14 protein-coding genes are annotated in these 14,497 nt (G+C 62.7%); 5 read left to right on the top strand and 9 right to left on the bottom strand.

Translation table 11 applies throughout. The features are described from left to right. Positions 1-54 precede the first annotated feature (54 nt). Both ACTJKE_RS03155 and ACTJKE_RS03150 read left to right on the top strand, forming a co-directional pair. Positions 55-687, top strand: a complete 633-nt coding sequence (locus ACTJKE_RS03155) for a septation protein A (protein WP_112995713.1) — start codon at positions 55-57, stop codon at positions 685-687. Continuing rightward, complete coding sequence (locus ACTJKE_RS03150) at positions 684-1,277, top strand: DUF2585 domain-containing protein (protein WP_057254915.1); 594 nt, start codon at positions 684-686, stop codon at positions 1,275-1,277. Before ACTJKE_RS03155 ends, ACTJKE_RS03150 begins: the two co-directional genes overlap by 4 nt. 358 nt (positions 1,278-1,635) lie before the next feature. Here ACTJKE_RS03150 and ACTJKE_RS03145 read toward each other — a convergent pair whose 3' ends face one another. The 5 genes from ACTJKE_RS03145 to ccmA form a co-directional block, all read right to left on the bottom strand. Beyond that, on the bottom strand, positions 1,636-2,244 hold the full coding sequence (locus tag ACTJKE_RS03145; RefSeq protein ID WP_057254914.1) for a DsbE family thiol:disulfide interchange protein: 609 nt from the start codon (positions 2,242-2,244) through the stop codon (positions 1,636-1,638). After that, positions 2,241-2,417, bottom strand: a complete 177-nt coding sequence (ccmD, locus tag ACTJKE_RS03140) for a heme exporter protein CcmD (protein WP_082616171.1) — start codon at positions 2,415-2,417, stop codon at positions 2,241-2,243. The genes ACTJKE_RS03145 and ccmD overlap by 4 nt, the downstream gene beginning before the upstream one ends. Then, positions 2,414-3,184, bottom strand: coding sequence for a heme ABC transporter permease (locus tag ACTJKE_RS03135; RefSeq protein WP_112995651.1), 771 nt, complete (start codon positions 3,182-3,184; stop codon positions 2,414-2,416). The genes ccmD and ACTJKE_RS03135 overlap by 4 nt, the downstream gene beginning before the upstream one ends. 164 nt (positions 3,185-3,348) lie before the next feature. Continuing rightward, positions 3,349-4,008, bottom strand: a complete 660-nt coding sequence (ccmB, locus tag ACTJKE_RS03130) for a heme exporter protein CcmB (RefSeq protein WP_112995650.1) — start codon at positions 4,006-4,008, stop codon at positions 3,349-3,351. 36 nt (positions 4,009-4,044) lie between these two features. Then, positions 4,045-4,695 (bottom strand): heme ABC exporter ATP-binding protein CcmA, encoded by a 651-nt coding sequence (gene ccmA, locus ACTJKE_RS03125; RefSeq protein ID WP_057254912.1) that lies wholly within the window; start codon positions 4,693-4,695, stop codon positions 4,045-4,047. A gap of 268 nt (positions 4,696-4,963) precedes the next feature. Here ccmA and acnA point away from each other — a divergent pair, with 268 nt between their 5' ends. The 3 genes from acnA (at position 4,964) to ACTJKE_RS03110 (ending at position 9,352) form a co-directional block, all read left to right on the top strand. Beyond that, positions 4,964-7,654 carry an aconitate hydratase AcnA gene (gene acnA / locus ACTJKE_RS03120; protein WP_112995649.1) on the top strand — a complete coding sequence of 897 codons (2,691 nt, stop codon included), beginning with the start codon at positions 4,964-4,966 and terminating at the stop codon, positions 7,652-7,654. Positions 7,655-7,860: 206 nt separating this feature from the next. Beyond that, a complete protein-coding gene (locus tag ACTJKE_RS03115; protein WP_112995648.1) occupies positions 7,861-8,634 on the top strand; it encodes a DUF1223 domain-containing protein in 774 nt (257 codons plus the stop codon). 313 nt (positions 8,635-8,947) lie between these two features. Continuing rightward, entirely contained in the window at positions 8,948-9,352 is a 405-nt protein-coding gene (locus ACTJKE_RS03110) for a DUF2794 domain-containing protein (protein WP_058325742.1), read from the top strand. Between the two features lie 224 nt (positions 9,353-9,576). Here the strand turns inward: ACTJKE_RS03110 and ACTJKE_RS03105 are convergent, their stop codons facing one another. The 4 genes from ACTJKE_RS03105 to ACTJKE_RS03090 form a co-directional block, all read right to left on the bottom strand. After that, complete coding sequence (locus ACTJKE_RS03105; RefSeq protein ID WP_058321793.1) at positions 9,577-10,134, bottom strand: GNAT family N-acetyltransferase; 558 nt, start codon at positions 10,132-10,134, stop codon at positions 9,577-9,579. Positions 10,135-10,256: 122 nt separating this feature from the next. Beyond that, the gene (locus tag ACTJKE_RS03100) at positions 10,257-10,994 is read right to left on the bottom strand and encodes a Bax inhibitor-1/YccA family protein (RefSeq protein ID WP_057254909.1); all 738 of its coding nucleotides are present in this window, start codon (positions 10,992-10,994) and stop codon (positions 10,257-10,259) included. A 223-nt stretch (positions 10,995-11,217) separates the two neighbouring features. Then, a complete protein-coding gene (locus ACTJKE_RS03095) occupies positions 11,218-13,770 on the bottom strand; it encodes an ABC transporter permease (RefSeq protein WP_113132350.1) in 2,553 nt (850 codons plus the stop codon). Then, a complete protein-coding gene (locus ACTJKE_RS03090; protein ID WP_112995711.1) occupies positions 13,767-14,492 on the bottom strand; it encodes an ABC transporter ATP-binding protein in 726 nt (241 codons plus the stop codon). Before ACTJKE_RS03090 ends, ACTJKE_RS03095 begins: the two co-directional genes overlap by 4 nt. Between the last annotated feature and the right edge of the window lie 5 nt (positions 14,493-14,497).

Raw genomic sequence — 14,497 nt, 5'->3', positions numbered from 1 at the left:
TGCCGCAAAGCTGGTGTTATGAGCAGCAGGCACATGCAGAAACAGGACCCGGAAATGTCGTCGATCGAGGCTACCAAGCCGCAGAAGGAAGTCAGCCCCTTGCTCAAGATGGTGCTGGAGCTTGGACCGCTGATGGTCTTCTTCTTCGCCAATTCGCGCGGCGAATGGCTGGCCGGGCATTTCCCGGCGCTCGCCGAGCTCGGCGGTCCGATCTTCATCGCCACCGGCCTGTTCATGGCCGCGACCGCGATCGCGCTCGCCGTCTCCTGGATGCTGACCCGCACCCTGCCGATGATGCCGCTGATCTCAGGCATCGTCGTCTTCGTCTTCGGTGCGCTGACGCTGTGGCTGCAGAACGACACCTTCATCAAGATGAAGCCGACGATCGTCAACACGCTGTTCGGCGCGATCCTGCTCGGCGGTCTTCTCTTCGGTAAGTCGCTGCTCGGCTACGTCTTTCACTCCGCCTTCAAGCTCGACGAGGACGGCTGGCGCAAGCTCACGCTGCGCTGGGGTGTGTTCTTTGTGTTCCTGGCCGTGCTCAACGAAGTGGTCTGGCGTTCGTTCTCGACCGATTTCTGGGTCGCCTTCAAGGTCTGGGGCACGATGCCGATCACCATCCTCTTCACGCTCGCCCAGATGCCCTTGATCATGAAACATTCGCTTGACCAGGAGAACGCCGAGTGAGCACCGCGCTTGAGGAGAATGACAGCCGCAACCGGCACGCACTCCTCTGGCTCGCCGCCTGTTTCGCGGTTCTGCTGATACAGATCGTCACCCAGCATCTGATGGGTCGCATCTGGATCTGCGACTGCGGCTACGTCAAACTCTTCGAACCCGTCGTCAAATCCAGCGGCAACTCGCAGCACATCGCCGACTGGTACACACCCTCCCACATCATCCACGGCTTCCTGTTCTACGGCCTCGGCCACCTGCTTTTGCGCCGCAAGCCGCTGACGGCAAAGCTCTTCCTGGCGATGGCGATCGAATCCGCCTGGGAAATCGCCGAAAACACCCCCATGGTGATCAACCGCTACCGATCGGCGACGATCTCGCTCGACTATTTCGGCGACAGCATCCTGAATTCGACCATGGACACCCTGGCGATGGTCGCGGGCTTTATGTTCGCGGCCCGCATGCCCGTCTGGCTGACGGTCACGATCGCCATCGTCTTCGAGCTTTTCACTGGTTGGCTGATCCGCGACAACCTCACTTTGAACGTGCTGATGCTGGTCTGGCCGCTCGATGCCGTCAGGGATTGGCAGGCGGGGATTTAGTCGGGCTCGGCGTATAGGCCAACCTTTCACATCCAGATATCTATCGGAAGCGAACCGTTCCCTCAGCCTCCCTCATCCCTGTGCTTGTCACAGGGATCCAGCAGCGCCGCGTCCGCGGCGCTGGGGAGCTCTGTTCCGACTGGAAAGTTCCGGCCGGAAGCGAACTTTTCAGAAATGTGCCGCTAGGCGAGCTGTGGCTGCTTCTGGTCGGGATGTCATTCACGGTGCAGACGCACCGTGGCTGGATCCCTGTGACAAGCACAGGGATGAGGTGGGTGAAGTAGCCCCCGGCGAAAAACTGCCCCGGTTCTCGGTCAGGTTTTACAGCCCCAACTGCTCTCGAAATGGCCCGAACCACTCACGAGCCGGCGGTAGCCTTCTCGATGGCCGGCAGCAGTCCATTCTTGACGCTGTTCTCGTCGAACGGGCCGACACGCTTGTAGAGGATCGTGCCATCGGCGCCGACCAGATAGGATTCCGGAATACCGTAGACACCCCAATCGATCGCCGCCTTGCCGCGGGGATCGACGCCGACGGCGGAAAATGGATTGCCGAGCTCGCCGAGGAAACGCAGCGCGTTTTCGTTCTGGTCCTTGTAATTGATGCCGACGACGGTGAGCCGCGGGTCCTTCGACAGTTCCAGAATGAAGGGATGCTCCTGACGGCAGGGCACGCACCAGGAGGCCCAGACGTTGACGAGCGTCAGCTTGCCTTTGATCGCCACGTCGGTCAGCGCCGGCATCGGCTGGCCATCGCGGGTCGCCCCTTCGAGTGCAGGAAGGTCGAGTTTCGGCGCCTTCGTGCCGATCAGTGCGGACGGGATCTCGCTCACGTCCTTGCCGGAATTGAGTTGGCTCCAGAAGATCGCCGCAAGCCCGGCGAAAATGATGAGCGGCAGTGCCGCGAGCACGAAACGCATCGGCCCCGGTTTGCGCTCGTCGCTGCCGGGCGCAGGAGTGCTGGTCATCGTGTCTCTCCCGACGCCGGTTCGGCCGAGCGCCTGCGGATGCCGGATGCTTCGAGCTCGGCAAGTTCGCGCCGGCGCGCGCGCCCATCCAGAACCACCCAGCCGATCAGGCCGAGGACGGTCAGCGTCGCTATTCCATAACTCGTGAAGACGTAAGCGGCGTGGCTCATCATTTCGTGCGCGCTCCCCGGCCAGCGCTGCGCGCCGCCAGACGGCGCAGCGCAGTGACCCGCCGGCGCAGGATTTCGTTGCGCATGGCGGCGATGTGCAGCGTGAAGAACAGAAGCGTGAAGGCAACCGCCATCACGATCAGCGGCCACAGGAACTCGGGATCGATCGTCGGCCCGTCGAGCCGCATGACGCTCGCCGGTTGATGCAGCGTGTTCCACCATTCGACCGAGAACTTGATGATCGGGATATTGACGAAACCGACCAGCACCAGCACTGCGGAAACCTTGGAAGACCGTGCGGGGTCGTCGATCGCGCGGTTGAGCGCCATCAGTCCCAGATACATGAGGAACAGCACAAAGACCGACGTCAGCCGCGCGTCCCAGACCCACCAGGTGCCCCACATCGGCTTGCCCCAAAGCGAGCCGGTGACGAGCGCCAGGAAAGTGAAACAGGCGCCAATCGGCGCGGCCGCGCGCGAAGAAACATCTGCCAGCGGATGGCGCCAAACGAGCGTGCCAAGCGCTGCCAGCGCCATCACCGAATAACACATCATCGACAGCCAGGCAGCGGGCACGTGCACATACATGATGCGCACCGTCTCGCCCTGCTGGTAGTCGCCTTCTGTGGCGAAGGACAGCCAGAGGCCGACGGCGAAGAACAGCGCGGTCAGGCCGGCAAGCCACGGCAGCAGACGGTCGGCCAGCGCCAGGAACCGTGTCGGGTTGGCGAGGTCGCTGAATTTGCGGATGGCCAGGCTGTTTTCGCTCATGATGGCTCTTTAACGCTTAAGTCCCCCTGCTGCAATTGATCCGCGTCAATCGACCGATCACGATCAGTTTGGGCCGCCAATCATAAACGTGATCGATCTGAAGGACTTAGCGACGGCTGCGACGGAAAACCGCAAACTGTTTCAGCCGTTCCGCTCTCATTGCGTCAATCGGACGCGTGCCGAAGTGCTGCGGCGGCGGCAACCGGCCCGATGACGGCAAAGAACAGGGTGATCGCCGCGAGGATCATCAGGGGCGGCAGGAACGGCGCCGGATCCTCGATCGCCGCATAGACGGCGCTGACGCCGAAGATCAGCACCGGGATCGCAAGCGGCAGCACCAGGATCGACACCAGCAGCCCGCCCCGTGGCAACGACACGGCGACGGCAGCGCCGACCGCACCGATGAAGGTGATCGCCGGCGTGCCGATCAGAAGCGTCAGCATGGTGGCGCCGATCGCGATCTCGCGCATGTTCATGAAGAGACCGAGCAAGGGCGAGGCGATCACCAGCGGCAGGCCGGTCGCTGCCCAATGGGCCGCGCATTTGACGAAGACGGTGAAAAGCAGCGGCGTCTCCTGCATCAGCATCAGGTCGAGCGAACCGTCGTCCCGCTCCGCCTGGAACAGGCGGTCGAGACCGAGTAGCGAGGCGAGCAGCGCGCCGATCCACAGGATCGCCGGGCCGATGCGCGAAAGCAGGTTCAGATCCGGGCCGACGCCGAAGGGAATGACCGCGACCACGGTCATGAAGAAGAGCACGCCGATCATCGCGCCGCCGCCGGCGCGTATCGACAGCTTCAGATCGCGGAAGAAGAGCGCGATCATGCCGGCACTCTCCCGGCAGCGAGCACGGACGCGCTTTTACGCATCATGCCAGAGCCCTCCCGCGAAATGCTCGAAGCCCTTCATGTGCAATTCCCTCGTTTGATCGAGCCCCAGCGGTTGATGCGTCGCTGCGATCACGATGCCGCCCTTCCCGAGATGCGCCTTTACCAGGTCGGCAAACAGCCGATCGGCGCCGGCGTCGAGTGCCGCGGTCGGCTCGTCGAGAATCCAGATCGGACGATGGGCGACGAGCAGCTTCGCCATCGCCATGCGGCGCTGCTGGCCGGCCGAGAGATATCCGAAGGGCAGATGCGCGATATCAGGCAGGCCGACCGCTTCGACCGCCTCGGTAAGAGCGATTCCGACGCCGCCGGGCGAATCGCCCATGAAACGCTGCCAGAAGGAAAGATTTTCTGCGACGGTCAATTCGCGCTTCATCGCGTTGCGATGCCCGAGATAGTGGCTGAGCTCCGATGGGTGAGCTATTTCTGGGGGGGCGTTCTCAAGTTTCAAATGTCCGCTTTCGGGGCTCAGCAACCCGGCCAGAACCCGCAGCAAAGTCGACTTTCCCGAGCCGTTCGGACCCGTCACCACAAGGGCCTCACCGGTATCGAGCGCAAAGGAAATATCGTTAAAAATCAGATCCTCGCCGCGCTTCGCACTCAAACCTTCAGCCAGCAGGCGCATGAATATTAGACTTCCCTTCGCGTGTCTTCCGCAGAGCAAAAAAAGTTCCAATTGGACCTTCGTTGCTCTGGCACGTTTTGGAGAAATTATCTATAAGGCGGCCAACACGCCAGCGGTCGGCGTGAATTTCATCCTAGCGCCGAACATGGAATGAATTTCCACGTACGGACAGCGGAAATGGCCGCACCCGCATCCCAATTCGCGCTTCATTGCGCTCGGGCGTTCGTACGTCAGTTTTTGGCGATCAGACGGAACGGGGTATTATCCAGTGTCCAAATCCCTAGACAGCTTCAATTGTCGCTCCACGCTCACCGTCAACGGTGTGGACTACGTCTATTACAGCCTGCCGAAGGCGGAGGCGAACGGTCTCGCCGGCGTTTCCAAGCTGCCCTACTCGATGAAGGTTCTGCTCGAGAACCTGCTGCGCAATGAAGACGGCCGCTCCGTCACCAAGAAGGACATCGAGAACGTTGCCGCCTGGCTCAACGACAAGGGCACGGCTGAAAACGAAATCGCCTACCGCCCGGCCCGCGTGCTGATGCAGGACTTCACCGGCGTTCCCGCCGTGGTCGACCTCGCTGCAATGCGCGACGCCATGGTCTCGCTCGGCGGCGACCCGGAAAAGATCAACCCGCTCGTTCCCGTCGACCTCGTCATCGACCACTCCGTCATCGTCGACGAATTCGGCACGCCGAACGCCTTTGCCCGCAACGTCGAGCTCGAATACCAGCGCAACGGCGAGCGCTACCGCTTCCTGAAGTGGGGCCAGCAGGCGTTCAAGAACTTCCGCGTCGTCCCGCCCGGCACCGGCATCTGTCACCAGGTCAATCTGGAGTATCTGGGCCAGACCGTCTGGACCCGTGAAGAAGATGGCGAAATCACCGCCTACCCGGATACCTGCGTCGGCACCGACAGCCACACCACCATGATCAACGGCCTTGGCGTTCTCGGCTGGGGCGTTGGCGGTATCGAAGCTGAAGCCGCGATGCTCGGCCAGCCGGTCTCCATGCTTCTGCCTGAAGTCATCGGCTTCAAGCTGACGGGCAAGCTGAAAGAGGGCGTCACCGCGACCGACCTCGTGCTCATGGTCGTTCAGATGCTGCGCAAGAAGGGCGTCGTTTCGAAGTTCGTCGAATTCTTCGGCCCGGGCCTCGACAACATGACGCTCGCTGACCGTGCGACCATCGGCAACATGGGTCCGGAATACGGCGCCACCTGCGGCTTCTTCCCGGTCGACAGCGAGACCATCAACTACCTCACCATGTCCGGCCGCGAAGAGCAGCGCATTTCGCTCGTCGAAGCCTATTCCAGGGCGCAAGGCATGTGGCGCGACGGTGACGGCTCGGAGCTTGTCTTTACCGACACGCTGGAACTCGACCTCGGCGACGTCGTTCCCGCTATGGCTGGTCCGAAGCGTCCAGAAGGCCGCATCCCGCTCGAAAGCATCGCGTCGGGCTTCGCAACCGCGCTCGAAGGCGACTACAAGAAGCCGGGCCAGCTTTCGAACCGCTACGCCGTAGAAGGCACCGATTTCGATCTCGGCCATGGCGACGTTGCCATCGCTGCGATCACGTCGTGCACCAACACCTCCAACCCGTCGGTTCTGATCGCCGCCGGCCTGCTCGCCCGCAACGCCGTTGCCAAGGGCCTGAAGTCCAAGCCCTGGGTCAAGACCTCGCTCGCACCGGGATCGCAGGTCGTCGGTGAGTACCTGGCCAAGTCCGGCCTGCAGAAGGACCTCGACGCGCTCGGCTTCAACCTCGTCGGCTTTGGCTGCACCACCTGCATCGGCAACTCCGGTCCGCTGCCGGCGCCGATCTCGAAGACGATCAACGACAAGGGCCTGATCGCCGCCGGCGTTCTCTCCGGCAACCGCAACTTCGAAGGCCGTATCTCGCCGGACGTCCAGGCAAACTACCTCGCCTCGCCGCCGCTCGTCGTCGCCTATGCACTCGCCGGTACGGTCCAGAAGGACCTGACCAACGAACCGCTCGGCGAAGACAAGGACGGCAACCCGGTCTTCCTCAAGGACATCTGGCCGACCTCCAAGGAAATCCAGGAGTTCATCTTCAAGTACGTCACCCGCGAACTCTACGCGACCAAGTACGCGGACGTCTTCAAGGGCGACGAAAACTGGCAGGCCGTTCAGGTTCCTCCGGGCCAGACCTACGCCTGGGACGATGGCTCGACCTACGTGCAGAACCCACCCTACTTCGTCGGCATGGGCAAGTCCGGCTCGGGCATCTCCGACATCAAGGGCGCGCGCGTCCTCGGCCTATTCGGCGACAAGATCACCACCGACCACATCTCGCCGGCCGGTTCGATCAAGGCTGCCTCGCCGGCTGGTGCCTACCTCATCGGTCATGGCGTCGGCGTTGCCGACTTCAACCAGTACGGTACGCGTCGCGGCAACCATGAGGTGATGATGCGCGGCACGTTTGCCAACATCCGCATCCGCAACCACATGCTCGGCCCGAACGGCAAGGAAGGTGGCTACACCATCCACTATCCGTCGAAGGAAGAGATGTCGATCTACGACGCCGCCATGCAATACAAGGAAGAGGGCGTTCCGCTCGTCATCTTCGCCGGCGTCGAATACGGCAACGGTTCGTCGCGCGACTGGGCTGCGAAGGGCACCAATCTGCTCGGCGTCAAGGCCGTCATCGCGCAGTCGTTCGAGCGTATCCACCGCTCGAACCTGGTCGGCATGGGCGTCATCCCCTTCGTCTTCGAAGAAGGCACGACCTGGGAATCGCTGGGCCTCAAGGGCGATGAAATCGTCACCATCGACAACCTCGCCAATGTCCAGCCTCGCGAAAAGCGCGTTGCCAAGGTCACCTATGGCGACGGCAGCGCGAAGGAAATTCCGCTGATCTGCCGGATCGATACGCTGGACGAAGTGACCTACGTCAACAACGGCGGCATCCTGCAGACGGTTCTGCGCGACCTCGCCGCCTGATCGCCAGACCATCGCGAAGCATTGGAGCCGGGACGCCGAGAGGCGACCCGGCTCTTTCTTTGGTTGTCAAATCCCAAAACGTCCCAACACAAGCCTGTGCTCACCCGCCACCTCACTCCAACGTGACTTCCCGTTGATGCGTGGCCGGCGTATGTAATGAACTCCCCCATAAGGAGTAGGCCGACGGCCCCCAACGAAGTGACGCCATGACATCCGCAGACCGTTCTTTCATTCGCCCTTTTGCACTGGCTTTCGGGCTGTTCGCAGCCGCTGGTGCACCGGCCGGGGCACAGGACGGACAGGTGATCAAAGGCGTCGTGGAACTGTTCACCAGCCAGGGCTGTTCCTCCTGCCCGCCGGCCGATGCGGCGCTGAAGGCGCTTGTCGATGGCGGTGATGTCGTGGCGCTCGCCTACCATGTCGACTACTGGAACTATCTCGGTTGGGCCGACACACTGGCCTCCAAGGAAAATACCGAACGGCAATATGCCTATGCCCGGATGCTCGGTCGCAATGGCGTCTATACGCCCCAGGCGATCCTGAACGGGCGCGACCATGTCAACGGCGGCAATCTTCAGGCGATCAAAACGCGGCTGGAGACAATGAAGGCCGAAGGCAAGGGGCTTGCCGTTCCCGTCGAGGCGAAGATCCAGGGCGAAGAAATCCAGATCAACGTCGGTAGCGGCATCGGCAAGGCGAACGTCGTCGTCGTCTATTTCGACCGCGCGAAAGTGGTGAAGATGGAGAAGGGGGAGAACAGCGGCAAGGAAATCCCCTACTGGCATGCCGTGCGCGACATTCAGACGATCGGCATGTGGGACGGAAAGCCGGCAACCTTCACCCTTCCCGCAACAGTTCTGACCGAGCGCCCCGGCAACAGTGGCTGTGCCGTTCTCTTGCAATCGATGAAGGACAAGGAAACGCCGGGCGCGATCATCGGCGCCACGGCGGTGCTCGCCGGCCCGCAAGGCAAGTTGTAAGCGGGCGCGGCGCAAGGGGGTGGTTCGGCCCGGCAGCATCGAGGGGCTGGGGCTGAGGGTTCGAAGTTACCGGACCGAACCGGCCATGGCTGCGTTCGGTGAACTCCCGCAGCATGACGACCTGACCGGACATACGGTGGCAACGACTCTGTCCGTCAGCGCTCGCGAGTTTTGCGGTGAATTGGGGCGGCGATTTGACTGAAATGGGGCAGAGGTAAGAAATGCCCTCTTCGTCCAACGGCTTCCGGCTTGCTTTTCGGCTCACGTCAGGCACACTGTTATCGTTCTGTCACAACAGAAGGCCGGATTGCCGATGACCGATGAGCCGGATTTGCCGCAAGGCGAGGCGCGCCATCAGCGCGAGACCACTTCCGAAGTGGTCGTCCATCTTCACGAATACAAGAACGCCAAGAACCCTCCCCCCATCACTTTCCATCGCCGCGAGTTGGACCAGATCCTTTGGGTCTACGGTCGAATGGTCGGCGAAGGCGAATGGCGGGACTACGCCATCGACCACCTGAAGGACCGCGCGGTCTTCTCGGTGTTCAAGCGTTCGGGAGAAATGCCGCTCTACCGGATCGAGAAGAACCCGAAGCTGTCGACGAAACAGGGCGCCTATAGCGTGCTGAACATTCACGGCACGATCCTGAAACGCGGCCACGAGCTCGCCCAGGTGCTCAAGGTGTTCGACAAGGTCCTGAAGCTGGTGGAAACCTGAAGCAGGTCGCGCAAAACTGCGCAGCGGTTTTGCAATAACGACCTGCGAAATATCAGAAGCTTGAAGCGCTGGGAGCGGACCTGCAAGATCGCGACGCGCCTTAAGACCTGATCCGCACCGGCGTCCCGGTGAGATGCGCGGCGACCTCTTCCGACGCAGGGCTTTGACCCGCCCCGGGACGGCCGACTGCAATCAGCGCATGTCGGGCGTCCGCGAGGCGACGATCAGTTCTGATAGAGCGTGTCTGGATAGACGTCTTCCGGCGGATCGCTCTTCTGGCCCTCGCCAAGCGCGAGCTGCATGATCGCCGTGTCGAGCCAACGGCCATGCTTGAAGCCGGTCGCTTTCATCGTGCCCTGATGCTCGAAGCCGAGCGAACTGTGTACGGCGATCGATGCCGGGTGGGCACCGCCGATCACCGCAACCATCTGCCGGAAGCCGAGCTCGGTGCAACGACGAATGAGTTCGACGAGCAGCGCCTTGCCAGCACCCTTGCCGCGCGCTTCCGGCGCCAGGTAGATCGAATCCTCGACCAGAAAGCGATAGGCCGTGCGCGTCCGGAAGGCGGACGCATAGGCATAGCCGACGATCGATCCGCTGCCATCGCATGCGACCACATAGGGGTAGCCGTTGCCGATGATCGTCTCGAAGCGGTTTCGCATCTCCGCTTCGGAAGGAGGTTCGATCTCATAGGTGGCGACGCCGTTCAGTACGGATTCGCGATAGATCGCTGCGATGGCAGGAAGGTCGGCCAAGGTGGCGTCACGCAGACTCAGGGACATGGCGGTAAACTGCATCTCGAGGTTTCGTCGTCCTTTACTCCCATGGGGGCCGGGACGCGATCAACTATTTCCGGCAACAAAAAAGGCGGCCGAGGCCGCCTTTTCCGCTATTCGTTTCAAGCTTAGTTGTTCCGGTTGCCCATGAACTGCAGCAGGAACATGAACAGGTTGATGAAGTCGAGGTAGAGCGTCAGCGCGCCCATGATCGCCTTGCGGCCGGCAACGGTGCTGTCATCGGCTTCGTAGTACATTTCCTTGATCTTCTGCGTGTCGTAGGCGGTGAGGCCAGCGAAGATCAGAACACCGATCACGGAGATCGCGAAGCCGAGGGCCGACGAAGCAAGGAAGATGTTGACGATCGACGCGATGATCAGGCCGAAGAGGCCCATGATCAGGAACGTGCCGAAGCCCGACAGGTCCTTCTTGGTCGTGTAGCCGTAGAGCGACAGAGCGCCGAACGAAGCGGCCGTGACGAAGAACGTCTGCACGATGCTCTGGCCGGTGAAGACCAGGAAGATCGACGACAGAGACAGGCCCATCAGGGCGGCATAGATCCAGAACGTCGTCTGTGCTGCGGAGACGCTCATCGAATTAATGCGGAAGCTCATGAAGAAGACCATCGCCAGCGGCGCCAGCATCACGACCCACTTCAGGGGCGAAGCGTAGATGAGCTGGGCGAATGCCGGATTGGAGGCGGCAAGCGCATAGGTTCCGTAAGCTGCCACGCCGGTGATCGCCAGGCCCAGGGCCATCAGGTTGTAGACCTTCAGCATGTACGCGCGAAGGCCCTCATCGATCACGGCACCCGCCTGAGCGCCGGCGGGCGACATTCGGGTTTGGTAGTTTCTCAGATCAGCCATTGTTTCCTCATTTAAGCTCCGGTGGAAGTTACGGTGTCGGGCGGCGAACAGTCTCGCTTTGGAAGGCTGGCTTCCACGCCCAGGCGCCGCTGCGGAGCTCCAGCATGCCTGTGGATAAATATGATGCCGAAACCCGTTGCGTACAAGACCCGAAGCCCCTGGATTCGAACGCATCCGGCCGTTTCCGGCATGCACGACAGGGATTTACGGTTAACTTCACCGCTCAAAGCTCCCGCAGGACCGGCGCCGCCTTCTGCCCGAGAATACGCCAGGTACCGGCAAGACCGATGCCGACGGTCATCACCAGCGCCCCGACGACGGTCAGGATCGCGACATCCGGCAGGAAGTCTGACGGCAACTTCATGATGCGGCTGACGACGAACCAGGCGGCAACTCCGCCGGCAAACAGGGCGAAAACCGCCGTTGCGAGGCCGAGAATGGCATATTCGTAGCTGAACGCCCGGATAAGGGTCGCGCGCGTCGCACCCAGCGTTTTCAGCACCACGGCGTCGTGGACGCGCGCCCGGTTGCCAGCGGCGAGCGCACCGGCAAGCACCAGGACGGAGGCGACGAGCGCCACTGCGGCCGCCGCCCGGATGGCGGTTGCCAACTGTCCAAGCAGCCCGTTCACGATGTCGAGAGCATCCTTCACCCGCACGCTTGTGATCGTCGGATAGGCGTTGGTGACGGCCTTCAGCACCGCCGCCTCCTCTTCCGGCGTCGCTGCCGGATCGATGACGGTTGCCAACCACGCATGCGGCGCACCGGCGAAGGTGTTCGGCGAAAACACCATGACGAAGTTGATCGAAAGCGATTCCCACTCGACGTTGCGGAAATTGGCGATCTTGGCGGTGATGTTGCGGCCAAGCACGTTGACGGTCACGGTGTCGCCGATCTTCAGGCCGAGTTCGCCGGCCTCTTCCGCCGAGAAGGAAACCAAGGGCTCGCCGCTATAGTCGGCCGGCCACCACGCGCCCGCGGAAAGCGTCGAGTTCTCCGGCTTGTTCTTGGCATAGGTGATGCCGCGGTCGCCGCGCAGCACCCATTGGCCGCCGGGCGGCACGTTGCGGCTGTTCACGTCCTCACCGTTGAAGGCAATGATCCGGCCGCGCAGCATCGGCACCTCGATGACCTTGCCCTTCGGGATCGTCCGGTTGAGCACCGAGCGGAAGCCTTCGATCTCGTTGCCCTGAATATCGACGAAGAAGAAGTTCGGCGCGCGCTCCGCCATGCTGCCGGTAAGCTCGCGGCGCAGATTGCCGTCGATCAGAGCCAGCGTCACAAGCAATGCCAGCCCAAGACCCAGCGACAACACGACCGAGGACGTGAGGGCGCCGGGGCGGTGGATGTTGCCGATCGCCAGTCTGAGGGCCGGCGAGTTGACCCGCGGGCTGCGGCGCGCAAGCCAGGCGATCAGCAGCGCGACGACGCGCAGGACAATGAAGGCAAAGGCGATCGCGCCCAGGAACACCAGCGAAATATAGCGGTCGTAGGCCGTCCAGATCGCAAGCCCCGCAAGTGCAGCAAGACAAGCGACGGCGCCCAGCAAATAGGGCCATGCCGGAAAGCCGGAGGGGTCGAAGCCCTGCTGGCGGAAGAGCGCGGTTGCCGGAATGGCCCGTGCCCGGCCAAGTGGCAGAATGGCGAAGGTCAGCGCCGTCAGCACGCCGAAGAGCGCGGCAAGACCGAGCGCACCCGGATAGAGATGAAACTCCGTCGAGATCGGCAATAGATCTGCCAGGAACTGCGCCGCGATGAAGGGGATCAGCATGCCAAGCAACAGGCCGATCACGATGCCGATCAAGGCGATCATCAGGATCTGCGCGAGATAGATCATCGCCACCAGCGAGGCAGGAGCGCCCAGGCATTTGAAGGTCGCGATCACGCTGCGCTTCTGGTCGAGATAGGCGCGCACCGCGTTGGCGACGCCGACGCCGCCGACGATCAGCGCCGTCAGCCCGACAAGAGTCAGGAACTGCGAGAAGCGGGTGATGTTCGCCGTCAGCGACGGCGCGGCGTTGGCGCTGGTGCGGATCGACCAGCCGGCCGCCGGAAAGCGCTTCTCGGCATCCGTGCGAATGGCCGCGAGCTGCGTCGGGTCGGCGACCTTCACCTTGTAGCTATGCTCAACAAGGCTTCCTGTCTGCACCAGGCCGCTCACGGCCAGCGCCTCGGCCGAGACCATCAGGCGGGGAGCAAAGCCGAAGCCGTCGGACAAGGCGTCCGGCTCGCGCACGATCGTGCCGGCGATCCGGATCCTGGCGTTGCCGAGAAGGATCTCATCTCCCACCTGCACGCCAAGACGGTCGAGCAGCAGCGGTGCCACGACGGCGCCAAAGGTCTCGCCATCGCGCGCCAGCAGCTCATGCAGCGGACGGTTCGGCTCGCTTTCCAGCGCGCCGTAGAGCGGGTAGGCGACATCGATCGCCTTCAGTTCGACCAGCGCCTGGTTGGATCCGTCGGGCAACCGCGCCATCGAGCGCAAGCCGGCGGAAACCGCGACGGTTCCGAGACTGTCGAGATAGGCCCGCTCGTCGGACGTCGCGACGCGATTGTTAAGCTCAAAGCGGATGTCGCCGGCGAGCAGTTCCTGCCCCTGCGTGGCGATCGTCGCGGTGATCGATTGCGACAGCGAATTGACGCCGGCAATCGCCGCGGTCCCGAGCGCGATGCAGGCGAGGAAAATGTAGAAACCTCTAAGCCCGCCACGCATTTCGCGCAGTGCCAGGCGAAGGGCAAGCAGCGGCCGCAGCCGAACCGATGACGCGCCGCTCATGCCGAGGCCGCCTCCTGGCGCGGCGTCACTGCAAGCGGCCCCGCCTCGCCGCCGGCGACGATCTCGCCGGAGCGGACGCGGACCTGCCGCACGCAACGCGCGGCAAGTGCCGCATCATGCGTCACGAGCACGAGTGTCATGCCGCGGTCACGCTGTTCGGCGAAAAGCAGATCGGCGATCTGGCGTCCGGTGTCGGCGTCGAGGTTGCCGGTCGGCTCGTCGGCGATCAGCAGTTTCGGCGAAGGCGCCAAGGCGCGAGCGATCGCCACACGCTGCTGTTCGCCGCCGGAAAGCTGGCCGGGATAGTGGCTGAGCCGCTCGCCGAGACCGACGGCGACGAGTTCCTTGCGCGCGATCTCGAAGGCGCCGGCCACATTGGCGAGTTCGAGCGGCACCGCGACGTTTTCGAGCGCGGTCATGTTGGGGATGAGGTGGAAGGACTGAAAGACGATGCCGATGTTGCGCCCGCGGAAGTCCGCCACCCGGTCCTCGTCAAGCCGATGCAACGGCGTACCGTCGATGACGATCTCACCGCTATCCAGCCGCTCGAGCCCGGCAAGCACCATCAACAACGTCGACTTCCCCGAACCCGACGGACCGACGATGCCGACGGACTCGCCGGCATCGATCGTGAGGCTCATGCCCTTCAGCACGTGCACCGAGGCCGCCGCCTCCCCGAGGGTCAGATCCGCGTTTTTGAGTTCGATGATGGTGCTGGCCAAGCGAA

The sequence above is a fragment of the Ensifer sp. 22521 genome (assembly GCF_052044795.1).
In the GTDB taxonomy this organism is placed as follows: domain Bacteria; phylum Pseudomonadota; class Alphaproteobacteria; order Rhizobiales; family Rhizobiaceae; genus Ensifer.
This window is presented reverse-complemented; position numbering and strand designations above follow the sequence as displayed.